Genomic DNA, 26328 nt, shown 5'->3' on the forward strand with positions numbered 1-26328 from the left:
TCGATTAAAACTTTGGACTAGGGTAGTGCTGGTGCGAGACATAACGGCCATTTTGATCTACCTTAACTAAAACCATATCTCCCACGTTTACCACTTTATCTGTGAACGCCTGAATATTGACATGATGTGTCACCATAATGATCGGCGTTTTAACTTTTGAACTCAGTTGTGCTTTAATCAGTTTTTCTAGATTACGGGTTTGCTCTTTTTCCAGACTCATATCATCAAAAAATGAGCCTAACTCTGGTGCAATAGTGACTGGCCCTAAATTCAGTAACTTCGCAGTATCAATACAACGACACCAGGGGCTACTGAAGACCCGTGCATTATTAATGCCCTGACTTTTGAGCCATTGGCCAATGATTTGGGATTGTTTTTTTCCTACCTCTCCAAGATTGCGCTGGGTAGCGCATTGATCCAGCTGATAACCCTTGGGGTCTCCATAGCCTGGAGCATCCGCATGGCGCATCAGCAGAACATGTCGACCATCACTTAAATCTTGGGCTAAATTGGCAAAAGCCTGAGTGGAGGCAATCGTGCTTAGAAGAGTGAAAAAAAGCAGGGGAATCAGTTTGGAGGGTTTCATATAGGCAATCATTTGAATTTATTAAGTTTATTCAAGATTCTCATTATTTGCTGAGGCTGGTTATTTCCCTCTAAAGTCAAATGCATCAGCGCCCAATTTGTGCCACACTAAGCAAACAATATGGCTAGATTTGCCCGCTAAGGGTCTATAAATGGATATGAGTCAAAGGTATTTTGAGAATGGTTAAAACTGATAAACGTTGTTGTGGATCTGGTGTGTGCATTATTAATGCCGATGGAGAATGTTGGTGTGGTCAGGTGTGGGATGGTGAAAAAATGGCTCACCCTAGTTTGATTACTAAATCTCCTAGCCCACTCAAGCCAAAGCAGACCCCTAAGGATTTAGGCCCCGAGTCTTAGGCGTATCCACTGTTTTTGTAACGGCAATGCAAAATTACCAAACCAAAACTTGGCAGATGAAACGCAACTGTGCGCTATCACCGAAGCAGTTGCTAAAGTTCTATATTGCTCTAGTCTGCCTATCGATTACTGTTGCTATTGGATTTCTCTTGGCAGGTGTTTGGGTTATCCCTATTTTTACTGGCTTAGAGTTAACGGCAGTCACTATTGGATTCCTGATTTATTGCCGGCATGCATTAGATTATGAGTCGATTGAAATCGTTAATCGACGCCTCATCGTCCGCAAATTTATTGGCTATAAAGAAACTACTTATGAGTTCAATACGCAGTGGGCCAAGATTGAGCCACCTGTGCAGGGTCAAAAAGTATTTGTCATTAGTCAATCAGATCAGCGGGTTGAACTCGGCCAGTTCTTGAGGCAAGAGCAACAGCTGCCCTTAATTTCCTCAGTTCGGGCCCACTTGGGTTGAGGTGCTGAGCAATTGTCTCTCCAGCGATAATGGATCGATGATGCCTATTATGTACTCCTACCGAAGATGCCCCTATGCCATGCGGGCGCGTATGGCATTGAAGTATGCAGGCATTGAGCTTGAGCAGCGAGAAATTGAGTTGCGTAATAAGCCCTCATCCATGTTGCTCGCATCACCCAAAGGAACTGTTCCTGTTTTATGTGTAAATGAGCTAGTACTCGACCAAAGCATTGACATCATGCATTGGGCGCTAGAGCAATCAGATCCCGATGGATGGTTGAGTGTGGATCACAGTCTCGCTCAAGAGTGGATTGAAAAAAATGATGGCCCATTTAAGCTTCTCTTAGATCAATATAAATATCCCAATCGTTTCCCAGAGCTTGAGCAAACAGAAGTTCTCAGTTCTGTATGCAAACTCATGCTGAAGCCTATAGAGACTGCTTTGCATTCAAACCCCTACCTATTGGGCAGTAAGCTTTCATGGGTTGATATCGCCATCTTTCCATTTATAAGACAGTTTTCGATGGTGGATCTGCAAAAGTTCAATGCATTGCCCTATCCGAAAACAAAGCAGTGGCTAAATCAATTGTTGGAGTCTGAGCTCTTTAGCTCTGTGATGAATAAATACCCTGTATGGGTGGACTGAGAACTCATTTTCACAGCATGATCGATAATGGCGCCATGCCAAACGGATTAAAGCTCATCGCCGTCTTCAAAACAATACGCGGTATTGGTGCGCTAGCTTTGGCGGCCTGTTTATTCTGGTTATCCCAGCAGGACTTATCTCTCGCCGGAGAGGGTTTATTGAATAAGCCCTATATCAATAGAATCATCGGAATGGCTGGCATTACTCCTGCCTGGCTATCCAGCTTTTCTGAATTCAATGCCCTTGGATTATCTGTCTTAGCCTTGCTTGTTTCCATTGTTCGTTTTAGTGAGGCAGTGGGAATTTGGTTTGATCAAAGTTGGGCTGAATGGCTTGCAGTCTTTACCGGCCTTATTGCTGTAACCTTCTTTTCTTGGAGTTTGATGAGCGGATTTAATTGGATCACATTCATTTCTTTATGTGTCAGCATCCTGGTCATCATGTATTTATTGCGAATATTACTGATCAAGAGATCGCATAGATCACTTAGATAGCAAGCGTCTAAAGCAATCTTTGGCAAATCGTCTATGTTGATCAGTGCCAGCAATTGCTTGTCTTTCAATAAAAGGACTAGAAATGGCTGTTTGTGTAGTTCGTAAAATCATAGGCCATTCTTCTTCAGCAATCTCTCTAATGGTGTTAGTAGTATTGCGCGCTACAAAAGCTTGAAAGTGGGGAACTAAAGGGTCTATAAAAGAATACAGAAGCTCGGGTTCTTTTGCATTTCGATAAAAGTAGTCAATCATTATTTTTTTGATTTGTATATTTCCTTTGCCCCACACTTCAAATGCATGATCGACCAAGATATTGCAAATATCATCTAGAGTAACGTCGGGGCCCAATGAATTGACCAAGTCGATAGTGACAGAATGCGTTTTTTTAACTTTGCGAATAAATAAACTAGCAAAGAGGCTTCCAACCGAAGGAAAGTGATGATAAATCGCCCCAGATGATATCTTCGCATTCTTGGCGATAGTTCGAGTATTCAAATTCCAATTTGGATTTTCTTCTAATGCTAGCTCGATAGATTCTAAGATTTTCTCAACCCGCTCCTCGCCTCGTTTTTGCTTCGAGGGCTTATTAAAGTAAGAATCGTAATTATTCGGCATTGAATGCACTTTCCTAAAAGTATTCGGAATTTTAAGCTAAGAAAATAAGGCGCATCAAAAACCGAGCAGAATTCCAGATAACCATCTAAACCAGGCTAATTAAGGGCTATTAGGGGGTAGATAAAAGAGCAAGATCTTTAAATAGATCATGTTATTTTCTTTTTTCACATGAATTGCTGATGAGCTAATACATACCTTGTTCTTTAGTATTTGCCCGCTGTCCTAATGGGCTGAAAGTTCTTCAATCCAAACTTAATGAAAGTACGCTCCAACATGAAACTACTCGTAACTCTCCTAGCTGGTATTGGTTTTTCAGTAAGCGCATTTGCGCAACAAACACCTAATTTAATCGGTACCTGGAATGGTGAAACTAATGACGCTACGATTGGTGAGGGTCGTATTTATCCTGGCGGTAGTCCAGGTCAAATTCGATTTTTGAAAGAAAAAATTAGCTATAAAGTCGATAAGCAAGAGGGTCGAACTTTTTCAGGTGCCGCTACCATTAAAGGCAGCAGTATTACATTTGTTGGATCTTTGTCTGGAGATCTCTCAAGCGGTGCAATTGCGACCAAGCAAGGAACAACGTCATTTAAGATTATTGACCCTAATAAGATTGCCCTCTGCTTTACAACTACCACTATTGATCCTGCAAATAAGAATGCCGGTCCTGTAGCGGATTGTCACGAGATCAGCAGAAAATAATAGCTATAGCAAGCAGGTAAGCAAGCAAGCTAGTCTATAAGTTGTTCAAACAAACACTCACTAATTCAGAGGTAATACAGGATGGAATGGTTTTTAAGCACAGAGGATTGGTATAAGTTAGTTTTCAATGAGGGGTATGCAGCCGGTAGAGTGGCTTTTGCATTAATCATTTTCGCCATGCTCACTGAAGTTATTGCCTATAGAATTCAAAAAAAAGCTTACCCCTGGGAAGAGGCTGGTGTTAGTGTGGCACTGATGTCGGGGCACTTGCTTGCTGGCGCCGCAGTTCATGGAATCGTCTTTGGAATTATTGCTTTTGGCGTATACCACTATCGATTATTTACATTAACAGTAGATATGAATCATTGGTATATGGGAGTACTTCTATTTGTACTATGTGATTTTGCCTATTATGTAATGCATCGGGCTAGTCACTCTGTAAATTTTCTGTGGGGCTCTCACGCAGTTCATCATTCCGCCCAAAGAATGATTGTTTTGGCATCTATCAGATTGACATGGACTCCCTTGATATCGGGTGTTTTTCTATTCTATTTACCACTCGTATGGCTAGGCTTTACGCCCCAATGGGTCTATGGAATGGTAAGTGCATCTTTAGCCTATCAATTTTCTGTCCATACAGAATTGGTTCCACGTTTAGGGTGGCTTGAATATATTATTGACACGCCGTCAAATCACCGAGTGCATCATGGTACTAATGATATTTATATCAATAAGAATTTCGGTGGAATTTTGATGATTTGGGATCATATCTTCGGCACATATCAAGCTGAGCTTGCCGATAACAAAGCTCAATTTGGATTAATTCCTGCGCTGCCTAGGCCCTCCAATGTGTTCGATATTGCTTTTGGGCAATATCGGAAGATAGCCAAAGGCCTCATAAATGCTCCAAGCTGGAAGGCGCGTCTCAATGTTTTTTTTGGGCCACCTCAGTAATTAGCGTTCAATCATTTCAATTTCGCTTATAGTATTTTTTTCAGACATCGAAAGCATCTCATATGAATGATATTAAGCAGGTCACCGTTGGCTCTTATTTGGGTATACGTTTAGTACAGGCTGGCTTACGGGACTTCTTTACCGTTCCCGGTGACTTTACTTTAGTCTTACTAGATCAATTATTGGCAACGCCTGGTTTGCGCATGGTCAGTTGCTGTAATGAGCTCAATGCTGGATATGCGGCAGATGGCTATGCACGTACTGCAGGATTTTCAGCAGCCGTAGTTACCTACACTGTTGGCGGCTTAAGCTTAATCAATGCTGTGGCAGGTGCTTATGGTGATGATTTATCTTTATTGGCTATTTCAGGTGGGCCCAATTCAAATGACGCTCACGATCATCACAGAATTCACCATACGATTGGTGAGTTAGATCTTTATCAAGCTGAGCGATGCTATGCCCCTGTAGTTGCAGCAGTATTTAATATTCGCCATTTGGAAGATGCAGCAAGAATGATCGATGAAGCAATCGTCACTTGCTTGACCAAGAGAAAGCCTGTTTACCTTGAGATTGCTTGTAATTTGACAGGGCTAAACATCCCAGCGCCTACCCCCATGCAATTTCCATTGCCTGCTTTTAAGAGCGACCCAAGTACATTAGCGGCTGCAGTGGATGCTGCCAACAAACGCATTAATGCTGCTGTTAAGCCGGTAATAGTAGTAGGAGAAAAAATTAGACCCGCACAGTCAGCTGATGCGGTTGTAGGCGTAGTAAATGCAATGGCTTGCGCAATTGCTACTACGCCAGATGCAAAAGGAATTTTTCCAGAAGACCATCCTAATTTCTTGGGTACCTATTGGTCTGAAGTCAGCAGCCCCAATTGCTCAGAGATCATTGAGTCAAGTGATTGCCAGCTATTAGTGGGGGTGCAGCAAACCGATTACACAACGACTGGATGGACAGCACTATATAAGATGGGTAGTGCGATCAATATTGGGGTTGATCAAGTCAGCATGCCTGAGGGTGTTTTCACTCAGGTGTATATGTCTGATTTTTTAAATGCTTTAGCGGCTAAAGTATCTAAAAAAGAGGCTTCAATGCAAGAGTTCCTGCGTTACAAGGAGCCAATTGCTCCGGTACCGGTTGCAGCTGCAAATGATGTGTTGAATTTGAGAGAGTTAAGAAGGCAAATTCAGGGCATGATTAACTCAGAGACGAGTCTACTTGTGGACACAGGCGATTCTTGGTTCAACGGCCAAGATATGCATTTACCAAAGGGTGCGAGCTACCACGTACAAATGCAGTATGGTTCTATTGGTTGGTCCGTTGGGGCAACCTTGGGTGTAGCCTTAGCAAGCGAGTCAAAAACGAGAGTCATTGCTTTGATAGGTGATGGTTCTTTTCAGATGACCGCACAAGAGTTGTCAACCATGATTCGCTATCAAGTCAATCCCATTATTTTCTTGATGAATAATGGTGGCTACACTATTGAAGTAGAGTTACATGATGGTCCTTATAACAAGATCAAAAACTGGGATTACGCAGGTTTAATGAATGTATTTAATGCGGACGATGGAAAAGGTCTTGGAATTAAGGTTAAGACGGCGGGTGATTTATCTGCTGCAATTAGCCAAGCAATTGCACATCAAGGGGGTCCAGTATTAATAGAGTGCCCACTTGATCGCGATGATTGCTCTAGGCAGTTAGCTGAGTGGGGTAGTCACGTAGCAAAAGCAAATGCCAGGCAGTAATTTCTCTAATTGAAAGGTTGATCAGTATGTCAGATTCAAATAAACAAGCTCCCAATGTCATCGGTACATGGGTAGGCAAAACGAATGATGCTGTTATTGGTGGTGGAAGCCACTACCCAGATGGCGAGCCAGGAGAAGTGCGCTTTCTTGGTCTAACGGTAACGTATCAATTTAATAAGCAGTCAAATCGTGCGTTTGCAGGGATATTTACGATTGAGGGACATACCGTCCAAATCGTTGGCTCATTTAGTAGTGATCTAGTAAGCGGCACGATGGCGGATAAAGACGGCACGTATACTTTTAAGATGACTGGCCCAAATGTGATGTCAGTCAATTTTGCTTCTACAACTACCGACCGTTACGATCAGTCTGCTGGACCAGTAGCAGATTGTCATGAAGTTACAAGACAATAAAACTATCCTATTTATTTTCAGAGGCTTGATATGGAAAAAATGCATTTCACCAGAATGGATCAGGGAACTGTTGCTGATTTTGAGACTTTAAAAAAAGTTCATGAGCATACATTGGCAGCTCTACCGGACCAGCTTTATGCGCTTCTGGAAAATCTTTCCAAGGATACGGCTTACAACATCACGCGTAAGGAGCATTGTTTACAAACGGCTACTAGAGCCTTACGTGATGGCAAAGATGAAGAATATATTGTCGTTGCACTCTTTCATGATATTGCCGAACCATTAGGGCCGTTTAATCATGGTGAGGTCATTGCATCGATCTTGCATCCTTTTATATCTAGAAATAATTACTGGATGTTAGTTCAGCATGGCTTATTCCAAACGTATTTTTATGGTGATAAGTTGGGTTTAGACCCTAATGCACGCGATCAGTACAAGTCTGATCCTGCTTATGATCAAACAGTCGAATTTTGCGCTAAATATGATGAGATCTCTTTTGATCCTAATTACAAAAGTGAACCTTTATCAACATTTGACCCAATGGTGAGGCGAGTACTTAACAAGCAGTGGGTCGCTCCATAACATTCTCTTAGCTGAACAAGCAAATAACGCCACCTCCGGGTGGCTTTCTAACTTCACTATCAAGCCAATTAAAAGATGCTAAATTAGTACTATTATTTTTAGGTATCAAAATCTATCCTATATTTTTGATGTGCTTTCTATGCTGCTTGGCCCCTTTTCAGAGTAGAGAAGAATGGCAACTTGCACTAGAAGAATTGCTGCCTTATGACTACTAATCCCAACTCAAAGCTTGAAAAGTTACCCCCTCAAGAGGGTGGTGAAAGGAATGAGTCATCAGAGATTCTGTCTGATAGTGAGTTCAGAGCCAAATACGGTGCAAATGCTTCAAGAAAGGCTGCCTTGAGTAAGCGAGAAATGATGGAAGCTCTGTCTCGTGAGAGATTTCCCTGGGAGGAATAATCACCAATAGCTTGAGTCTAAAATTTGAGCGAATACTTTAAGCTATCACTTTAAGATACACTTAATTTGAGTGTTGTGAAACGTATTCCAAATACATAAATGGATTTAATTAAGGGTTTCTTATCTACTATGAAGTATTTCTTATTCGCCTTTTCTGTTGTGATGACATTCACCCCATTAGTTTCTTACGCTGCTCCTGAGATTTATCGATGCCAGGTGGTAAGCGATGCCAGTATTAAGCCCGATGGAGCTCTCGATATAGTAAAAGATAGCTCTAGAGTGGATCAATCATTTTCAGTGATTAAAAAAACGGGCGAAATCATTGGGGATGTCATGGATCCAATGAAAAATCCTAAAGTACTTGCCTTGGGTAGCGAGAAAAATTCATACAAAGTCATTTGGACTCAAAAAGCCTCTGGTAAAAATGGAGTTTTTCTTGATTACTTAAACGTGGATGAATTTGTGAAGGGGGCAAAAAAGCCTTTTGGGTTCTTTTCAGGTAGCCTTCTGTTGACGGGTTTTTGTGAATAGCATGTGCTGCAAAGATGCCTATTGCACTGCATCTAATTCGCTTCGGTCGTAAACGTTATCAGCACTAGGGCGCCTTTCGGGTATGCTGATGCAAGCTAGCTTTTAATCACTCACCAATGCGTTCAAATTAAATGGATATGAATTCTCTAGATAGCTTTTGGATGCCATTCACTCCTAACCGAGAGTTCAAGACTGCACCTCGCTTAGTCAGTTCAGCTTTAGGAGTTACTTATCAGACCGAGGATGGTAGGTCGATCTTAGATGGCACTTCGGGCTTATGGTGTGTTGGGGCAGGACATCGTCATCCGAAGATATCCGAAGCCATGAAATCCCAAATTGATGTACTGGATTTCGCTTCTAGTTTTCAGGTTGGCCATCCTGGTGCCTTCAAGCTCGCTGACCGCATTGCCTCCATTGCGCCGCCGGGTCTAGATAGAGTCTTTCTAGTGAATAGTGGTTCTGAAGCTTGCGATACAGCAATGAAACTCGCCCTGGCTTATTGGCGTGTAAATGGTCAGGGTCAGCGTAATTTATTCATTGGTCGTGAGCGCGGTTTTCATGGTGTTGGTTTTGGCGGAATTTCAGTAGGAGGCATGGTCAATAATCGCAATGCTTTCGGAACCTCTTTGCTCCGCGCTGACCATTTGCGTTCTACCTGGGATCCTGAAAATCAAGCCTTTATAAAAGGTCAGCCAGATCTTGGGATTGAGATGGCCGATGAGCTTGAAACCAGAATCATTGCCCTACATGGCGCTAGTAATATTGCAGCAGTCATTGTTGAACCTATTGCTTGTTCGACAGGAGTCTTGGTGCCACCCAAAGGCTATCTAAAGCGTCTTCGAGAAATTTGCGATCGTCATCAGCTTCTGCTGATTTTTGATGAAGTGATTACTGGTTTTGGCCGTACTGGAAATATGTTTGCGTCGACCAGTTTTGATGTTGTGCCGGACATGATTCTGTTTGCGAAAACCGTTACTAACGGAGCAGCTCCGCTAGGTGGCGTGATTGTGAAACGTTCAATTCATGATGCCTTAATGCAGGGCCCTCCTCATTTAGCAGAATTAATGCATGGCTACACTTGTTCAGGACACCCTTTGTCATGCGCAGCAGCGCTTGCCATGATCGATGTCATCGAGGAAGAGGGTCTCATTGACCAAGTCAATGCCTTATCGCCTTATTTTGAAGAGGCCGTACATTCTTTGGCGGATCTTGAGCATGTCGTCAGTATTCGTAACTATGGATTAGCAGCTGGAGTTGAATTAAGGGCTAAATCAGGTGCAATTGGGCAACGGGGCTTTCAGGCTCAGGCTCTCGCATTTGAGAAGGGTGTATTAACACGCGCTCCTGGAGATACGCTCGTATTGGCGCCACCATTTATTACTACCCGAGCTCAAATTGATCAAATGATCGATGCCTTTAGAAGTGCTATTAGCGAAACGCAATAATTTACGATAAAGCGCTAGAGGCTCGCAAGCTTGCTAGGGTTTCCTGATTTACAAAGAGTCGAACACCAAGTGAGCCGGTGCCTGCGCGCACTGGTAACTTTCTCAAACCTATTTCTAGTGACTCAATTTCAGGATACTTGGTGCAGGCCTGAATAATTCGGGACATGAGTCTTTCCTGCGTTTCATAATGACCGTCAGCTGCTAGCTGATCAATCTCGACCATCAAAGGATCGTAATCAAAAACATTCTCCATCACATCTTCAGAGATTAAAACCAGCTGTGGCTCAATCCAAAGCGTTAAGTCCAAGAGATGCTGCTTAGGAATGACCGCCCCTGGAGCATAGGTTCCGATTTGCGTCTGGATCTCTAGGTCTTTTAATTCAATGCGCGCAGTTGTTGTCATAGTGATCTTTAGGTTGGGGTTTGATTCTGAGTCTGTTCAATTTGGGAGGCTAACTTATATCCACTAAGCCACGCACCTTCTACTCTGCCGCCATTAAGCCAGTCACCACAGAATCCAAGATTTTGCGTAAGAATCAAAATGCATTCAGGACTCGGTTTGGCAGATCCGCTGGCATAGCGCCAGCGATGTGTTGAGATTTCAGCGTGAGTGCAATCTAATCCAAGTTTCTTGGCGCACTCTATGAGTTTTGCGCTTGCCTCAGTAGCTTCAAGCTCTATATTGTCTTGGCTCCAGCTGGGGCTTGCATGAATAGTCCACGTCTCGTTGTCCTTGCCATTGCTATTACTATTGCGATGCGGTTTTGATTGATTTCTGCAGATCCAGGAGATGATTTCACCATTGATAAAAGCGGCATCAAAGGCTAGGGATGATTTTTGATCCAAGTTCGCCATCACGGTCCAGCATCCATCCATTTGTACTGAGTTAAAAATGGATTGGATCTCTTTGGATAAGCTTTTTGTAAGTTGCGCTGCTTGCGGTGCAGGAATGGCGATGATCAGAAAGTCAAAAAGCGTATTGATGAGGCCTGACTCTTTGCTGCTCAGCTGCCATCCATTTCTGATAGGGCTTATTTGATCAATGGTTTGATTAAAGTGTAGGTGAAGGTCCTTTGCTAAATACTTTCCGAGGGCATTCATGCCCGGGTTAGCAATAAAGCGTTTTTCATGAGAAGTAGATTCTGTCCACTGCCCGCCCTCGTAGATGCCAATCTTGGGATTCCAAAGACTCACAATGCCAGTGGCAATCCAAGCGCTCATCTCAGCAATCAAAATCGGATCTCTTGCCGTGAAATACTGTGCACCGTGGTCTGCCACCCAGTCTTTCCCTTGCCTAGTACTCATGCGTCCACTAGGGCCGCGACTCTTTTCAAATAGCTCTACACCAAATCCCATTTTCTGAAGCTGTATTGCGCAACTGAGTCCTGCAATACCGGCACCAATGACCGCTACCTTTTTCTGTGTTGGCTTTGGCATCATTTATCGAATGTCTCTAAAGGTTAAATTGATTCTGGGCCCCAGCGGTTTTGATGTCTTTAGTAAGCTGTGCTGCCAATATTCTTGTGTTGGTGCATGCATCATTAACACACTACCATTTTCTAAAAATACAGACGAGACTGTTTTATCGATCTTATGCCTAAAAGCAAATTTACGAATTTCTCCTAGGCTAAGAGAAGCTATTGGGGCCTTGGGATTTAATTCAGGCTCATTATCACTATGCCAGCCCATACCTTCACTCCCGTTGTGATACAGATTGAGGAGGCAGGAGTTAAATTTCCACTGAGCAAGTTCTTCTAAGTTTGCCTTAATGGCAAGCAGTTCTGCTGTCCAAGGGTGCGGATGCTTTTTGACGCCAGAGTAGGTGTAGGAACGACCTTCATCGCCTACCCAGACTACTTTTCGCTTGGTTGTAATGACTTCTCCGAACATGACTAGCTGATCAGTCTCCCAATGCAGTGATTGAAGCAATGCATCGAACATGGCAGCGCATTGAGTTTCATTCCAAATCTGCGGGTAATACTGTACGCAACCATCTTTTGGTAATAGATTGGTTATTTCTTTGCTACCTAAGGAGTCTATGAGTGATATTTGCATCAACAACCTCAAATGCTCAATTAGCAACTACTAAATAGATGAATACGAGCAATTGAAATAGGTTGATGACTACACTGAGTCCATGAAGGATGTGGAACTGTCGACTTTTCCCTTCATCTTTCGCGAGGTTAATTTTTCCAGTCAGAAAGAAGAGGGTGAAGGCAAAGAGTGCTGCGCAGATAGCTAGCAGAAGCTGGCTGCTTCCATCAGGGGCTGTAAAGGCACTGATAATCGTGATTAATCCTAGCGTGGCGTAATACTTTGGAAAAAAGTTCCTGACGTACTTGCTGGAGTACTCAACAGGCAAAACCTTGAATACTGTAGGGGCGACCACAACAGTAAAAAATAACATGATGCCAATCATGGCGGAGAGAAGATAGTTGGTAATCATGATGGCTTTCTATAAGGGGCTATCCATACACCCTACGAAGAGAGTGTGCCGCTACACCATCTTTCAGGGCTTCGCGAACAGGAATGGCTACTAAATCAATACTTCGGTTTACGGCAATTCTTTCTAGGGTGCTAGGTTTAGGCCTGCCTAAGATGGGATGTACCCAATCGGGTAAATTCAGAAACCCGGCGCGACTAATGAGTTTGACAAAGGGTTTGGCAGCTAAATTACTGGGAAAGTATTCGAGTAATTGAATGATGCTTTTGGCTCGCTCACCGTAATGCAATTCGGGTATGTAGCTTTCAATTGCTTGATTGGTTTGAGCATAGCTTGCAGGCAAATCAATCGCCCCCATACGTTCGCCCAAACCCTTCATTTCTGCAAAGTACTGATCTTTGGCGCTTAAGCTTAGCAATTCTACGCGATGAGATTCAAATGCACTCATAAAGCTTCTCGTTTCAGTGAGATGAACCCAGGCCAATAGATGTGGGTCGCTCGCTTGATAGGGTTTGCCAAACTCATCAACCCCGTTAATTTTGGTATGAATGCGATTGACCTTCTCAATGATATTTAAAGCCATTTCTTGTGAGCCATAGGTAGTGGCAGCAATAAAAAATGCCGTTCTACCGAGTCTGCCTTTGAGATCTTCCCGAAAGCTTGAGTGATCCCATACGCCAGCGAGTGCTTGAGGATGAAGTGCTTGCATGATCAGTGAACTAATGCCACCAATCATCATGGAAATAAAGTCAGCATGAACTTTCCAGGCTATGGATTCTGGGCCGAAGAGCCCGCGGTCGCCTGCAGGCGTCAAGAATGCAACTGGCGGGCCTCCGCCTCCCACCATTTCTCGAATTCCCTTGCGTATAAATTCATCCAGCATTTACTTATTGATTCACGTATTGATTCACTTAGTGAATGACTCAGTGAATACTGGTGTTACGAAGACTATCGTCATCGATGATTTCAGTAATGAGGTCTAAACGAATACGGGGATTACTCTGTGCAAGTAGATGATTCTTTTGGGCAATCGAAAGCGGTAGTAGTTCAGCAAGTCGGTTGGAGACCCAGCCGCAATCATCGAGCTTATGCGGCGCTTTAAAAGGTGTTTGACCAAGCAGGTCTTCACTCTCGATAACGGAAATAATCTCATTTAAGAGTTTGACCACTTTTGTATGTTCTTGTGGTATTGGGATGAGGGGGTCGTTCTCAATCAGCTCTACTTCACCTAACCATAGTCCATCTTCTGCCTGCTTTGCCTCGATCAACTTGAAGCGTTGAGTGCCAAAAGACTTGGTCATATAGAGCGCAGGCTGAATCGGGTCAAAATCCTCGATATGCGCCAGAGTGCCGATATTGGCAAAAGAAGTTACTGGATCTTGATCAGACTGGATTTCAGAGCCCTTCATGATGCTGATCACACCAAATGGCTTTTCTTCGCGTAAGCAGCGTTTGATCATATCCAAATAGCGCGCCTCGAATATTTTGAGGGCAATCACACCATCTGGAAACAGAACGGTGCCCAGCGGGAAAAGTGGAATTTGAAGAGTGGAGAGTGATTTGGAAGACATGATCCCAATGTAAAGGAATTCAGAATTTTTTGCTTGCTGACTATGTATGACGGCAAAAGCTCTCCAAATATGATGCCAAGCAAAGAATCAAATTCTCATTTACATTTGATAGATAAATATTGGAGATAAAAAATGATACAAACATTACGCATCAAGCTAGCACGCTGGATTCTTGGGAAGCATTGTCCCTGTTATCAAATGGGTTATCACAGCATGGTTGATTTTCAGCAGAGAAGCGCCGATCAGCTTGCACAAGCTCAAAAACGTAAAGACATGAAGTAAGTCTTGCCCTTCCCAAAGTATTGATTTCAGAGATTGATTCTCCCCATCATGGAAATAACGATTGCAGCCAAAGCTGCTTTAAATGCCTTAGTAGATATTGCCCGCTATTCAAGCAATGGGCATCCTGTACCTGTGCCCGAGTTGGCCAAAAGACAAAAATTATCGATTAGTCGCATAGAGCTTCTTTTGAGCGCATTGCGAAGAGCAGGCATTGTGAGGGGTACCAAAGGTCGTCATGGTGGATATCTCCTGAATCAAGATCCTCAGGAATTGTTGATCAAAGATATTGTGCTTGCCATGAACCACATTAAAAAACGCAAGATTGAGGTTTCTGATTTGGCAAAGGAGTTATATCAATCTCTAGAGGTTTATATGAAGACATATCTCTCTAATGCCTCGCTATCACCTGCAATCAGGGATTACATCCCCCGTTTTAGTGATGCTACCAGCGCGCCTGAGCGGAGGCCGTACACATCCATTGTTGAGCCTAAACGGAAGCCGCTCAAAGGTGAAGCGCAGAAGGTAGTTAAGGCGCAGTTCAAAAAAGTCGAGGAAGTCGCTTTGGGCCCAAACTCTATTTTTAACTTTGCAAGCTATCTTGATAACAAGTCATCTTAACTAGTACCGAAAGATGAGCAAGCTTGATCAGGAATATCCACCCTTAGCATTTGTTGATATTGAAACGACGGGCTCTCACTTTGATCGTGATCGTATTACGGAGATTGGGGTTAAGTCCTTAGTTGGCGGTGAGCTTACGGTTTGGGAAAGCTTAGTCAACCCACAAACTTATATACCTCAAAATATTCAAAAGCTCACGGGCATCAGTCCCAGCATGGTTGCTGATCAACCGAGCTTTGAGGAGATTGCTAGAGAGCTGAAGGCCGAGCTCGAAGCAAAGATATTTGTCGCGCACAATGCTCGCTTTGACTATGGCTTTATTAAAGCTGCATTTAAGCGTATGGGAATGGATTTTCGGCCAAAGGTACTTTGCACAGTAAAACTGTCCCGCTTACTCTTTCCGGATCAATCAAGACACAACTTGGACACCATTATTAATGTCCATGGTCTGCAGATTAGCGCTAGACACCGTGCATTAGGTGATGCCGATTTGTTACTGCAGTTTTGGAATGTCTGTGAAAAACGAGTAGGGTCAGAGCGTTTACTCCAAGCGGTAAATCAACTGATTGGTAATGCAAGCCTGCCGCCGAATATTGATCAAGCATTAATTGACTCCATTCCAGATGGTCCGGGTTGCTATATTTTCTATGGAGAAAATAAAGTGCCTCTGTATATTGGCAAAAGTATTTCTCTGCGCAGTAGGGTCATGGGGCACTTTCAGGGGGCACTAACGCAACGCAAGGAAATGAAGCTTTCTTTGCAGGTGAGAGATATTGATTGGATTGATACCGCTGGAGAGTTAAGCGCCTTATTGCTAGAGTCACAGCTTATCAAAGAGCGTATGCCCAGCATGAATATCAAACTCCGTCGCTCCAAGGACTTATGTGCTTGGAGTCTTGAGATGGATGAGGCTGGAGTGCTTGTGCCTACCCTAGTAGGGCGCAAAAATTTATCGCCTGGCTTGCAAGAGAATCTTTATGGTCTGTTTTACAGTAAACGTGAAGCCCAATCCTACCTAAAGGCAGTAGCAAAAAAATACCGACTATGTGAAGCTTTACTTGGACTCGAAAAGCGTATTGAGGGCAAATCCTGTTTTGGCTATCAGGTGAAGAACTGCACTGGATCTTGTATTGGGGCAAGCCCCATAGAACTTCATAACCTGCAATTGAAATCCGTTTTTGAGTCCTATCGTGTCCAGGTGTGGCCTTATAGGGGGCCTATCGCTATTCGCGAAGGGGATGCGATGTTGGTAATAGATAAATGGTGCTATCTAGGTAGCGCCATCAATGAAGATGAGCTCAGTGAATTAGCCTCCTCTGGTGAGGTGGAGTTTGACCTTGATATTTACAAGATTATTAAAAAGGCACTTTCTGGACCCTATAAGCATGAAGTGAGACTGCTATCTAACTTGGTGACTAGTGAGGGCTAGAGTGAAGTTGGATTTGGTTGGATTTGTACTGCAGTCTAAAAGTGCTCAGTAGCACACGAGACTTGGCCTGACTTGATGGCTTGCAAGAATGCCTCATAGTCAATCTCATTTTGTTGGCTATAGGCTATTGAGAACTTAACCAGAGCATCATCTAAGGCTTCGCTTTTACCGCAGTATCCAGCAAGAATGGCTGCATCTCCAGAGCGAGCGTGTGCATTAGCTAAGGCCCATCCAAACAGCTTGGCAAAATCCGGAAATATTTTGGCATTGATTCCATCATCACCAATCGAGATACCACCCTTCATATCTCGTAGTTGGCGTATATAAAATTCAATTTCTGCAGACTTGCCAAAACCCAGAAAGAGATCTGGCGCTCCTTGAATTAAACATTGTCCATGGACTACACGCTCCCCTTCAGACTCAAACTCAGTGTCGGGAAAGTAAGAGGCTAAAACAGATTTTTGAGCTTGTTTTGTTTGTAGAAATAAGGGGTCATTTGCATCAAGCCCCTCAAAATAGATTACCCAGCAAGCAGTACCTACGCTACCAACACCAACAACTTTGCGTGCAGAATCAATCCACTTATAGCGTAATAACAAGTTCTTTCGATCCGGAGCTAAGCTTTTGATATAGGAGTTGAGGCCTTCATCATTCAAGTCTGCAATGTTTAATCCCTTTCGAGAAAACTTGGGGTGTTCGATGAATGGTGGGTTATTAATTAATCGTATTCCATCGGAAGTGACTTCTGTTAACTTACCGATGAGGCCTTGAGAATTATTCTTTCTGGCCTTTTCTACTATCCCCTTTAGGTATTTTTGGCTAGCTGGGTTTGCATATTTAGCGGCAATGTTAACTAAAGACTTTTCATCAATATAAGTTCGCTTGAGATCAATATAGGGTATCGAGGCATATCGCTGAAGATTAATGCGATAGGATCTGCAGATATTACGTACCAGCTCCTCGCCATAAATATGGTCTTGGCCCAATGCTTTTGCAGCAATCATTGCGCTAGCAGTCAGGCGTTTTAAATCCCAATCAAAATTTCCGGGAAGGGTTTCATCAAAATCATTGATTCCAAAAACCAATTGACGCTCGGTTGTAGAAAAAAATCCAAAGTTGCTGACATGCATATCGCCGCATAATTGAACCTTTATAGAGGGGCTGGGTATCTTAGCTAAGTCCTGAGCCATGATGGCGGCTCCACCCCGAAAAAAGGCAAATGGATCAGCTGCCATTCTGGCATGGCGAATCGGAATATATTCTGGAATTCGTGTTTTAGCTTGAGAAAGTAAGATCTCAATAGGGGATTGGCGACTCTCCGTTACCTTGAATTCCCCCAATGCGGTTCTGCTGACTTCCTTGCGAAATGATTTCCCAAGCTCATGCCGTTCCTGAGGGCTGGGATTTTGACTCGTAAATGACTTATATAGTTCGCTATGCATGGTTATATGATGCCATGTGTGGGATAAAACAAAAAGACGCTTCAGCCTGGCCTTTCAATCATTGGCGGGCTGAATTGCTATTCTGAGGACTTAATTCATGAATAGTCAATTCGGGTTATATTCTCTCTGGGCTTACTCTTCTTTCATTTATATGATTAAAAAAATCAGTTTTTTCTTGTTCTTTTTGGCGCTTGGCAATGCGATTGCTCAACCTTCTTACAATTTTGGCGATGAGAAGTACAGGCCAAATATGGGACAAAGCGGCAAGGATGTCATTTGGATTCCTACGGGTAATGAGCTGGTTACACAGATGCTCAAAACTGCCAATGTTGGCCCAGCCGATCTTGTGTATGACTTAGGTGCTGGCGATGGAAAGATTGCCATCGCTGCAGCAAAAGATTTTGGTGCTCGAGCTGTTGGAATTGAGTACAACGCGGATATGGCCGCGCTAGGACAAAGAAATGCTGAACGAGCAGGCGTAGCAAATAGAGTCAAAATTATTCAAGGAGATATTTTTAAAGAAGATTTCTCTATGGCAACAGTGGTCACTCTCTATTTACTACCCGAGCTCAATTTTCAACTGAGGCCAACAATTCTCAAGATGAAGCCCGGTACACGAGTTGTCTCTCATGCATTTGATATGGGCGACTGGCAGCCTGACGCTGAGATTGATACTCCTGCTAGGGGATATTTTTGGGTGGTCCCAGCCAATGTAGCTGGAGAATGGGTCCTCAATAGCTTCGACTCACAAGGCGCTACTGTATTAAATCTGTCTCAAAAGTTTCAATACGTAGGAGGCAACATCACCTTGGGTAAAAAGACTCAGCCCATACTCAATCCTAAGCTGATGGGCGATACTTTGCTCTTTTCTTATACCGATAACGACAATAACTTGCGATCAGTTCGCCTAAAATTTGATGATGCTAAAGCCAAAGGTGAAGAAAACTCTACTTATATGGTTAGAGAATTCTCTGGTTTTAGGCGTTAAAGCATCCCTCGCAAAGCGCTTTTCAATTAAGCAATGAACACACACGCTCAAAATATTCCTGAGCGTCTCTTATCGCGTTCTGGTGCAGTTGCCATTATTGTTGGTATTGTCATCGGTGCCGGAATCTTTAAGACGCCATCCATGGTCGCCGGTATTACGGGTGATATCGGATGGATGATGGCGATCTGGGTTGTGGGTTCTATTGTTTCTTTGGCAGGAGCCCTTTGTTATGCAGAGCTGGCTACCTCCTATCCCCATGCAGGCGGAGATTATCACTTTCTCAACCAGGCCTACGGAAAAAATATTGCATTTTTATATGGGTGGGCCAAGGCTGCTGTGATTAATACCGGGTCAATCGCCTTACTTGCGTTTGTTTTCGGTGATTACATGACGAAGGTGTTATCTCTTGGCATTTACTCCAGCGTCATTTGGGCATTCATGATCATCATCGTCCTGACGATAGTGAATTTAGTTGGCATTCACTTTAGCGCCAGTATTCAAACCTTATTAACACTGTTTGAGGTAACGGGCTTGGTAGTCATTGTTGCCGTAGGTTTTGGTTTGATTGGGGAGCCCTTGCCGCCAGTGGAACATGCTCCTCTTTTTTCAAGCACTCCTTCAACAGGTCTTTTGGGATTAGCTCTGGTATTTGTTTTGCTGACCTTTGGTGGGTGGAACGAGTCTGCTTATATTTCTGCAGAGGTAAAAGGGGGTAGTAGAACGATAGCCTCGATTATTGTTTTGAGTATTGTGCTGATCACCATTATTTATCTACTGGTGAACTGGGCTCTGATTGCCGGCTTAGGTATGGATAAATTAGCCAGTAGTAAGGCGGCGCCCGCCGATCTCTTGGCTTTAGCTTTTGGACCATTAGGTGAAAAATTACTCGGTCTATTTGTTGCGATTGCGGCTTTAACTAGTATTAATGCAACCATGATTGTTGGGGCGCGGACTAACTACGCCATGGGGGAAGATTGGGATAGTTTGCGCTTTATGGGGCGCTGGCAGGGTGCTCGTGGCTCTCCGCATTTTGCACTCTTAGTTCAATCAGTTATCTGCCTAGCCTTAGTAGTCTTTGGAGCCTTTCAGGCTGATGGCTTTGATGCCATGGTGGAATTTACAGCCCCAGTATTCTGGTTCTTTCTATTCTTAATAGGGGTGGCGGTTTTTATTCTGCGTCATAAACATCATGGAGCGAAGAGAGAATTTAGCATTCCTCTGTATCCATTAACGCCCCTGCTATTTTGTTTATCTTGCGCATATTTGAGTTACTCAAGCTTTGCTTATGCACACAGCAAAGGGGCCGTTTACATATCCATGTATGTCATGCTCTTGGGCCTTATCGCACTATTTATTCTTAGGATGAAAAAAGCGACTCAGTAATTGGGTGAATGGTGAGTCTAGCCATGCTCACACCCACTTTCTTACCATCCATCGTCTGACTAATCTATCTATAAATATGATAAATGAACATTAATGCCGACTACACTCAACGGGTAGTGATTAATCACCAGGATTTGCCATGGACTCCAAGTCCTGAATCTGGAGTCGACAGACGCATGCTTGAGCGCATGGGTGAAGAAGTAGCAAAAGCAACATCGATCGTTCGTTATGCGCCCGGAACCCAATTTAAGCAACATAACCATGACTTGGGTGAAGAGATCTTGGTTCTGGAGGGAGTATTCAGCGATGAAACGGGTGACTATCCAGCTGGTACATACCTCATGAATCCACCCGGATCTTCACATGCCCCTTTTAGTAAAACGGGCTGCACGCTCTTTGTGAAGTTACGTCATCTTGGCCCAGATCAAGTAGTACGTGAGGTCATTGATACCAAAACGGCACAATGGCATCAAGGAATGGTTCCCGGTCTTCATGTAATGCCACTCATGCAGCAGGGCAGTGGATCAACCCTAGTTCGTTGGGCGCCTCAGACCTATTTCAACCCCCACAAGCATTACGGCGGCGAAGAGATTTTTGTAGTCGATGGTGTGTTTGAGGATGAGCATGGACGTTACCCAACTGGTTCATGGATTAGAAGTCCGCATATGAGTCTGCACCAACCTTTCAGTAAGGAAGGTTGCACGATCTTTGTAAAGACCGGACATTTGCTCGGCTAATGAAAGAATAAACATTCTTATCCAAAAGAAAAAGGGCCATATCGCTATGACCCTTTTTTTGTATCAAGTGGTAAAAGTTGAATACAACAAATTCTTTAGCTTATTTTTATTCCAACAGGAACGGCAGTGATATAGCCGACTGCCGCGCTAAAGCGATCTTTGTAATTCTTCTTGATTAGTGGATCAAGGGTAGGTTTGACGGTATTGTGCAGTTTCCCTAACCAGTCTCCTGGGTGTTGAATGTTTGCTGTGATATACATCCAGCCATTGAGGTCATCGATTATCCCTAGTCCAGTTGCTTCAGCGCCAGATGGCATGGAAGCGATGCGACTCAGCTTCTTCGTATCAATGTTGTAAGCCCAAATAAAGTTATTCACATGAGTACTGCTATCTTCGCCAATAAAGAGGGTTCTTAGCTTTTCTGAAAACTTTAAGTTATCTGGATTTGAAATCATATTAGGGTTGGCTAGATTACCTAAGTTATCTGGCTCGATATCCTCACCAACCAATAGGGCTGATAGTGAAGTGGGTATCCATTCGCTATTTAAGGTATCGCCGAATTGATCTTTCTGCATGCCCTCTAGTTTACTAGTCATCACTGCACCTGCAATGAGTGGCTTGGATAGCTCAATATTACTTTGCGCATTCCAACCTTTGCCAGTTTTAATCATGGAGTCTTGAATATTTTGCAAAGCAAAGTAAGCAACCTTATCTTTCGTATTGGCAGTTGTGCCTTCCATTTTGCTAAAGCCCATGCTGCCACCCATCAAATAGGCGTAGCGGTGTGTTTCTAGAAACGCTGCTGCCTTTTCCATGCCAGGATTGAGCTTTACCCAATTGGCTGTTCCATCGTAGAAGATCTTGGTAAATGAAGGATCGTTTGGATCCTTCTTTAAAACAGTCATGATGTCAGACGGCTTTAAAGAATTCGCTAGTTTCTTAATTTCATCGCTAGTAGCGTGACCTAGCTTGATCCAACTCAGTTTTGCACCTGCATCTTTAGGGTCTATTGAAAACCCATCACCTAACTTTGCAACGTATAAAGTGCCAGAGGAGAGATCTGCTTCTTTATCTGCAATAAAAAGAAACAGACCGCTATTGGTGTAATCATCACCCATTAATACTGTTCTTCTATCGGGCATCACCTCAACTAATTCGTGTGAAATCCTTCCAAGGCAATAGTGCTTTACTAATGTTCCAGTGCCATCGGCATTCACAGTGACTTCGGGGAGGTGGCCATAGTTATAAGGATTGGCGCTAGTTTCGTTACCGTAGAGATTTTTACTAAAACTCTTAAATCTCGCATTCTCATGAGCAAATGGCGCATCCGGCTCATACTCTTCGCTTGATAAGTGTGTATTCCATGGGGATAGGCTGGATCCACAAGTGATCCATAGCCCTTGGGCATTTGAGGTATTGACGGGAGAGTATTTAACCAAGGAAAGCTTTCCGTTCCTTGGGTTCTGATTTAATGTCAGCACTGCAATTTGGGAGGGCAGTTGCGCATACATCTTGTCACCGTTTTGATTGCTATTGGTGTATTCAAATTGAACAACTGCAAATACGGTGTTACCGGATACACCTTTTGCACTAGGTTTCGCTAGCTTTAGTAAAGACATGCCATCTGGACAATCAGAGAAGAACTGCCTTTCTTTTCCGGCTACGGATGAATCCATGATCGGTCTGTTATGAATATCGACATAACCCCCGGCTAAAACTTTCCCACCCTTTCCATCTGGAACCATATCACCTGTCATGAAAAAAGGCTCATAAGCTAGCTGATAAGTTTTCTTGAGATTGTTTTGGCTTGTAATTTCTAAAAAGGATCCAACGGAGGTTGTTGCCATGGCCTCAGGATTCATTAAGGATGGCGCAGCCATTGCGGTAAATTCAGCCGACTTAAACGGACTATTAGCTTGGGCGGCAAGCACAGACTCGGAACTCATTAAGGCAGCTATACCAGTTCCGCCAAGAGGAAGCATCGGAGCCCCCATCATCGTTTTGATGAATGAGCGACGCTCAATAACAGGAGTATTTTTCATGATAGATATGTCAGTATTAGGTTGGAAACCTTATTCTGCGGAAGCTTTGTGACAAAATGATTAATCAAATCCTCTAAAAATCATCCGAAAATGGCTTTTGCATCCTGGTAGCTTAGGTGGGAATGATTTATAGGTAAAACCGAGCAAGATTTTGCTTTAAGCTCTAGACCTAATAAATATAGGCCTTTAATCGAGCGGATAAAAGAGCGGTGCCTGTAAAAAAGTTGATGCTAGGATTTGCAAATTGTTCTTGGTTTTACGTTTGTTCACTCATCTATTAAGGCAGCAAAATGAAAAAACAATTATTGGCAATAGCCTCCTTTGGGCTCATTGCATCAACTACTATGGCTCAATCGGCATTTGAGGGTACTTATGGTCAATTAGCTACTGGCTATGAAAATAATACTTACTCCAATTTAAGCGGTACAGGTTCCAACACAAGCCAGGCAGTCCCTGATACTTGGACAACAGGTAATCAAAGCTCCAGTGGCGCACCACTCATTATTGGTTTGGGTTATAACTTTGCAGTCTCTCCTAAGTGGTTAGTGGGCATTGGCGCAGATTATTCAGCTATCAGCCAACAAACTTCTACTTATAGTTCATATAGCCCAACAGGTGGTGTGAATAATGTTCCTGCCACCATTAATGGCTTTCAATTGCAGGTCTCAAATCGAGTGAATATCTTTATAACCCCAGGATACGTGATTGATAAAGAGAAGTTGGTTTACTTAAAGGCGGGATATAGCTCTGCTTCAATGAAAGAAACCTATCCCACTACGATTACCAAGTCTACTGGTACAACTGCGCTCACCGCATGGAGTACAAGCCCTAGTGCTACAGTTAATGGTTATGTGCTTGGCCTTGGTTATAAGCAAATGATTGCAAATGGATTTTATGGTTTTGCTGAAGCCAACTATATGAGCTATGGCAAACCCAGTTTTTCCTCTGTGAATGGACTTACTTACACAGTCACTAATAGCCCAAGCTTAAGTACTTATCAGACTCTGATTGGTGTGGGCTACAAGTACTAGATATTTTTGTATACTATCCAAGCATGCAAAAGATGGGCTCTCCGCGACCATAAATGTGAACGTATTTTCTAAGCTTTTCAATATTCTGAATGTTAAATTGTCCATCATGAAAAAATTTAGAGCGTTTACTGCACTCTTATTTGGAGTCCTGCTCTATTGTATTGGCTTGAATTATGCGGAGGCGCTGCCATTGTTTTCTCGGCAGACAGAGCAAAACTGTGTCGCTTGTCATGCTGGAGGTCAGTACCCTGAATTAACTCCTTATGGGCGTTATTTCAAATTAACTGGTTACACATTGGGTAAGCGGACCAACGTTCCAGTTTCCGTTCAGTTTGTTGGTGGCGCTGCTACCAGTACTAATGGAAATAATGGCACTGGCCAAGTTAATCAAAGCGGAAAGCTTGAAGCAAATTACGCATTTCTGAATGTTGGCGGAAAAATAACTGACAATTTTGGCGCATTCAGTCAATGGTATTACGCGTTTAATGAGCAAGTGAGTGGCAATGGAAGCATTCCAAATCAAAATCAGTTTGCCGCAGATGTTCAAGACTGGCGCTATGCCGATCGTTATGTAGGTGATGGTACGGATGTTGTTAAAGATATCATCTGGGGGGCGTCTTTAAATAACTATGCAGGTGTTACCGATGTATGGAACTCCTCTCCTATGTGGATGTATCCCTATATGGGATCCACCAGAAATTACTCAACATATGGCTTACCCTTTAATACCAGGCTATCTGCCTACTCCATGCACAACCCAGGGGTTGGAGTCTATGCCTATATCAATCGTAATTTCTATTTTGAGGCTGACTTGTATCAATCAGGTGGCTCAGGCGCACTTTCTTGGATGACTTATCCAGCTACTAACAGTAACCCTAATAATGCCCCGGTGTACTTACAGGGAGTTAATCCCTATATTAGATTGGCCTACCAAAGTGACGAGCGTGCTGGTCACAACTGGATGGTGGGAGTCTTGGGGGCAAATATTAATCAGTATTCAAGTTGTACGACGATTGCCAATAGCGGTTCTTATACAGGATCTGTTCCAAGTTGCGGGGCTATCAATTCACCAGCCTTGAGCTCTGGTACCGTGCAATATCAAGATAGAGCAGTGGATGGTCAATATCAATATTTGGTAGACCCGCATACTGTCACTGCGCAAGCTCGCTATACCAAAGAAACTATTTCCGACCCGAATGGCATTTTGTATAGCAATGCAAACAATAAAACCAATTCGTTTATGACCAAGATTAGTTATGTTTACAACGCGACTTATGGGGCGGCAGTAGCATTTCAGAATATTACTGGCACAGCTGATACATTCTATGGAACCAATGCAGTAACGGGGGCTGCTTTAAATCCGAATTCTGCAGCATGGATCCCCTCTATTTGGTATCAGCCTTTGCAAAATGTAAGACTTACTTATCAATACACTGCATTCACAAAATATAACGGTGGCACTACCAATTACAACGGTTTGGGAACGAACGCGAGTGCGAATAATGCAAGCTGGCTTTATCTATGGGTGGCAATGTGATGAATACTCCATTGCGCCTAAGTAAAGCCGCCAGACGGATTGCCTCAGTTGGCGGATTTCTGTTCATATTGGTATTGGGTGGCTGCACCTACTTCAATAACATTCCTCCAGTAAGCACCCTCGAAAATCCCACGAGAAGCAGGACTCTTGGCGACTATGAGGTTGCAGGTAACGTACTGGCGGTTCAAGTATGTGCCGCTTGTCATGGTGTTAATGGCCAAACCCAGTCACCTATGGTTCCAAATCTTGCCGGACAGCAAAGACAATATATTGTGAATCAGTTGCAAGACTATCGAGATCGCACTAGAAGTAATAAATACGCCGTGCAGTTTATGTGGGGCATGGCTGGATCATTAACAGATAAGCAAATACAAGAGCTAGCAGATTATTTCTCAAAGCAAGTGCCTAAGTCTGCTGCCATAGTCTCAGGTAATCCATCTACATTTGCGCGAGGAAAAGAAATTTTCGAGAATGGAATTCCTGCAAAAGGCGTTATTCAATGCAATTCATGCCATGGCCCCAAAGGGGAGGGCATGGCGACCTTTCCCAGAATTGCTGGTCAGCATACGTATTATTTAATTGAGCAACTGAATGTGTGGAAGCAGCCCGTAAAAAAAGAATTTATGGAGGTGGGCGGCAATACTTGGGCGCCGCGAACAATTCAATTTGCAAGACCTCACGGCACACTGATGATGAACGAAGAGCAAAATCTATCTTATGAAGATATCAAGGCCGTAGCTGGATATCTCAGTACACTTCCTTAGTTTGAAAGACCCCTTTTCCATTTGACTCTGAATCTGTATGGTCGATTCAGCGATTCATCATTGTTGAAATGATATTCAAGCTGTAGCTGACTTTAGCCACCGGTGGCATTTATG

Annotated in this window: 31 protein-coding genes; 21 read left to right on the forward strand and 10 right to left on the reverse strand. The window is 43.3% G+C overall.

Going from position 1 to position 26328, the window contains the following annotated elements; translation table 11 throughout:
• Positions 1-4: 4 nt before the first annotated feature.
• Positions 5-598, reverse strand: coding sequence for a histidine phosphatase family protein (locus ICN41_RS09670; RefSeq protein WP_255537966.1), 594 nt, complete (start codon positions 596-598; stop codon positions 5-7).
• 167 nt (positions 599-765) lie between these two features.
• Here ICN41_RS09670 and ICN41_RS09675 point away from each other — a divergent pair, with 167 nt between their 5' ends.
• From ICN41_RS09675 to ICN41_RS09690, 4 genes are read left to right on the forward strand one after another with little or no spacing between them, the layout of a single operon-like run.
• Positions 766-945 carry a hypothetical protein gene (locus tag ICN41_RS09675; protein WP_216292720.1) on the forward strand — a complete coding sequence of 60 codons (180 nt, stop codon included), beginning with the start codon at positions 766-768 and terminating at the stop codon, positions 943-945.
• Positions 946-1001: 56 nt separating this feature from the next.
• Positions 1002-1415: a DUF2244 domain-containing protein gene (locus ICN41_RS09680; protein WP_255537967.1), complete on the forward strand. Its 414-nt coding sequence runs from the start codon at positions 1002-1004 to the stop codon at positions 1413-1415.
• A 40-nt stretch (positions 1416-1455) separates the two neighbouring features.
• A complete protein-coding gene (locus ICN41_RS09685) occupies positions 1456-2061 on the forward strand; it encodes a glutathione S-transferase (protein ID WP_255537968.1) in 606 nt (201 codons plus the stop codon).
• A gap of 17 nt (positions 2062-2078) precedes the next feature.
• Positions 2079-2555 carry a DUF2127 domain-containing protein gene (locus tag ICN41_RS09690; RefSeq protein WP_216292723.1) on the forward strand — a complete coding sequence of 159 codons (477 nt, stop codon included), beginning with the start codon at positions 2079-2081 and terminating at the stop codon, positions 2553-2555.
• Here the strand turns inward: ICN41_RS09690 and ICN41_RS09695 are convergent.
• Entirely contained in the window at positions 2544-3170 is a 627-nt protein-coding gene (locus ICN41_RS09695) for a TetR/AcrR family transcriptional regulator (RefSeq protein WP_216292724.1), read from the reverse strand. The genes ICN41_RS09690 and ICN41_RS09695 overlap by 12 nt on opposite strands.
• A gap of 273 nt (positions 3171-3443) precedes the next feature.
• On the opposite strand from ICN41_RS09695, the gene ICN41_RS09700 reads away from it, so the two are divergent.
• The 8 genes from ICN41_RS09700 to ICN41_RS09735 all read left to right on the forward strand — a co-directional run bounded on the left by ICN41_RS09700 (position 3444) and on the right by ICN41_RS09735 (position 9947).
• Positions 3444-3872, forward strand: coding sequence for a hypothetical protein (locus ICN41_RS09700; protein WP_216292725.1), 429 nt, complete (start codon positions 3444-3446; stop codon positions 3870-3872).
• An 81-nt stretch (positions 3873-3953) separates the two neighbouring features.
• Entirely contained in the window at positions 3954-4826 is an 873-nt protein-coding gene (locus tag ICN41_RS09705) for a sterol desaturase family protein (protein WP_216292726.1), read from the forward strand.
• Between the two features lie 62 nt (positions 4827-4888).
• Positions 4889-6577 (forward strand): thiamine pyrophosphate-dependent enzyme, encoded by a 1689-nt coding sequence (locus tag ICN41_RS09710; RefSeq protein ID WP_216292727.1) that lies wholly within the window; start codon positions 4889-4891, stop codon positions 6575-6577.
• Between the two features lie 26 nt (positions 6578-6603).
• On the forward strand, positions 6604-6990 hold the full coding sequence (locus ICN41_RS09715) for a hypothetical protein (protein ID WP_216292728.1): 387 nt from the start codon (positions 6604-6606) through the stop codon (positions 6988-6990).
• 39 nt (positions 6991-7029) lie between these two features.
• Positions 7030-7572 (forward strand): hypothetical protein, encoded by a 543-nt coding sequence (locus ICN41_RS09720; RefSeq protein WP_216292729.1) that lies wholly within the window; start codon positions 7030-7032, stop codon positions 7570-7572.
• 204 nt (positions 7573-7776) lie between these two features.
• The gene (locus ICN41_RS09725; protein ID WP_216292730.1) at positions 7777-7971 is read left to right on the forward strand and encodes a hypothetical protein; all 195 of its coding nucleotides are present in this window, start codon (positions 7777-7779) and stop codon (positions 7969-7971) included.
• A gap of 162 nt (positions 7972-8133) precedes the next feature.
• Entirely contained in the window at positions 8134-8502 is a 369-nt protein-coding gene (locus ICN41_RS09730) for a hypothetical protein (protein WP_216292731.1), read from the forward strand.
• Positions 8503-8633: 131 nt separating this feature from the next.
• A complete protein-coding gene (locus ICN41_RS09735) occupies positions 8634-9947 on the forward strand; it encodes an aspartate aminotransferase family protein (RefSeq protein WP_216292732.1) in 1314 nt (437 codons plus the stop codon).
• A 1-nt stretch (position 9948) separates the two neighbouring features.
• Here the strand turns inward: ICN41_RS09735 and ICN41_RS09740 are convergent, their stop codons facing one another.
• The 6 genes from ICN41_RS09740 to ICN41_RS09765 are packed head-to-tail and all read right to left on the reverse strand — an operon-like array spanning position 9949 to position 13961.
• Positions 9949-10350, reverse strand: coding sequence for a dihydroneopterin aldolase (locus tag ICN41_RS09740; RefSeq protein WP_216292733.1), 402 nt, complete (start codon positions 10348-10350; stop codon positions 9949-9951).
• An 8-nt stretch (positions 10351-10358) separates the two neighbouring features.
• Entirely contained in the window at positions 10359-11384 is a 1026-nt protein-coding gene (locus ICN41_RS09745) for an NAD(P)/FAD-dependent oxidoreductase (protein WP_216292734.1), read from the reverse strand.
• 3 nt (positions 11385-11387) lie between these two features.
• Positions 11388-12002 (reverse strand): alpha-ketoglutarate-dependent dioxygenase AlkB, encoded by a 615-nt coding sequence (locus ICN41_RS09750; protein ID WP_216292735.1) that lies wholly within the window; start codon positions 12000-12002, stop codon positions 11388-11390.
• Positions 12003-12018: 16 nt separating this feature from the next.
• Complete coding sequence (locus tag ICN41_RS09755) at positions 12019-12393, reverse strand: DUF4149 domain-containing protein (RefSeq protein ID WP_216292736.1); 375 nt, start codon at positions 12391-12393, stop codon at positions 12019-12021.
• A 19-nt stretch (positions 12394-12412) separates the two neighbouring features.
• Positions 12413-13273 carry an oxygenase MpaB family protein gene (locus tag ICN41_RS09760; protein WP_216292737.1) on the reverse strand — a complete coding sequence of 287 codons (861 nt, stop codon included), beginning with the start codon at positions 13271-13273 and terminating at the stop codon, positions 12413-12415.
• Positions 13274-13313: 40 nt separating this feature from the next.
• Positions 13314-13961, reverse strand: coding sequence for an LON peptidase substrate-binding domain-containing protein (locus ICN41_RS09765; RefSeq protein WP_216292738.1), 648 nt, complete (start codon positions 13959-13961; stop codon positions 13314-13316).
• Between the two features lie 132 nt (positions 13962-14093).
• On the opposite strand from ICN41_RS09765, the gene ICN41_RS09770 reads away from it, so the two are divergent.
• Genes ICN41_RS09770 through ICN41_RS09780 form a run of 3 tightly spaced genes read left to right on the forward strand, consistent with a single transcriptional unit; the run spans position 14094 to position 16290 of the window.
• A complete protein-coding gene (locus tag ICN41_RS09770; protein ID WP_216292739.1) occupies positions 14094-14243 on the forward strand; it encodes a hypothetical protein in 150 nt (49 codons plus the stop codon).
• 48 nt (positions 14244-14291) lie between these two features.
• A complete protein-coding gene (locus ICN41_RS09775) occupies positions 14292-14861 on the forward strand; it encodes an Rrf2 family transcriptional regulator (protein WP_216292740.1) in 570 nt (189 codons plus the stop codon).
• Positions 14862-14874: 13 nt separating this feature from the next.
• A complete protein-coding gene (locus ICN41_RS09780) occupies positions 14875-16290 on the forward strand; it encodes a 3'-5' exonuclease family protein (RefSeq protein ID WP_216292741.1) in 1416 nt (471 codons plus the stop codon).
• A gap of 35 nt (positions 16291-16325) precedes the next feature.
• Here the strand turns inward: ICN41_RS09780 and ICN41_RS09785 are convergent, their stop codons facing one another.
• Entirely contained in the window at positions 16326-17732 is a 1407-nt protein-coding gene (locus tag ICN41_RS09785; RefSeq protein ID WP_216292742.1) for a DUF2252 domain-containing protein, read from the reverse strand.
• Positions 17733-17829: 97 nt separating this feature from the next.
• Here ICN41_RS09785 and ICN41_RS09790 point away from each other — a divergent pair, with 97 nt between their 5' ends.
• The 3 genes from ICN41_RS09790 (at position 17830) to ICN41_RS09800 (ending at position 20840) form a co-directional block, all read left to right on the forward strand.
• Positions 17830-18720, forward strand: coding sequence for a class I SAM-dependent methyltransferase (locus tag ICN41_RS09790; protein WP_255537969.1), 891 nt, complete (start codon positions 17830-17832; stop codon positions 18718-18720).
• Positions 18721-18753: 33 nt separating this feature from the next.
• The gene (locus ICN41_RS09795; protein WP_216292743.1) at positions 18754-20103 is read left to right on the forward strand and encodes an APC family permease; all 1350 of its coding nucleotides are present in this window, start codon (positions 18754-18756) and stop codon (positions 20101-20103) included.
• Between the two features lie 83 nt (positions 20104-20186).
• On the forward strand, positions 20187-20840 hold the full coding sequence (locus ICN41_RS09800) for a cupin domain-containing protein (protein ID WP_216292744.1): 654 nt from the start codon (positions 20187-20189) through the stop codon (positions 20838-20840).
• Positions 20841-20935: 95 nt separating this feature from the next.
• Here the strand turns inward: ICN41_RS09800 and ICN41_RS09805 are convergent, their stop codons facing one another.
• Complete coding sequence (locus tag ICN41_RS09805) at positions 20936-22882, reverse strand: PhoX family phosphatase (protein WP_216292745.1); 1947 nt, start codon at positions 22880-22882, stop codon at positions 20936-20938.
• A 290-nt stretch (positions 22883-23172) separates the two neighbouring features.
• On the opposite strand from ICN41_RS09805, the gene ICN41_RS09810 reads away from it, so the two are divergent.
• From ICN41_RS09810 to ICN41_RS09820, 3 genes are all read left to right on the forward strand, one after another.
• Positions 23173-23913, forward strand: a complete 741-nt coding sequence (locus ICN41_RS09810; protein WP_216292746.1) for an outer membrane protein — start codon at positions 23173-23175, stop codon at positions 23911-23913.
• A 106-nt stretch (positions 23914-24019) separates the two neighbouring features.
• On the forward strand, positions 24020-25450 hold the full coding sequence (locus tag ICN41_RS09815; RefSeq protein WP_216292747.1) for a cytochrome C: 1431 nt from the start codon (positions 24020-24022) through the stop codon (positions 25448-25450).
• Entirely contained in the window at positions 25450-26214 is a 765-nt protein-coding gene (locus ICN41_RS09820) for a cytochrome c (RefSeq protein ID WP_216292748.1), read from the forward strand. The genes ICN41_RS09815 and ICN41_RS09820 overlap by 1 nt, the downstream gene beginning before the upstream one ends.
• Positions 26215-26328: the final 114 nt, after the last annotated feature.

Origin of the sequence: Polynucleobacter sp. 15G-AUS-farblos, assembly GCF_018882445.1 — a bacterium.
Classification (GTDB): Bacteria; Pseudomonadota; Gammaproteobacteria; order Burkholderiales; family Burkholderiaceae; genus Polynucleobacter.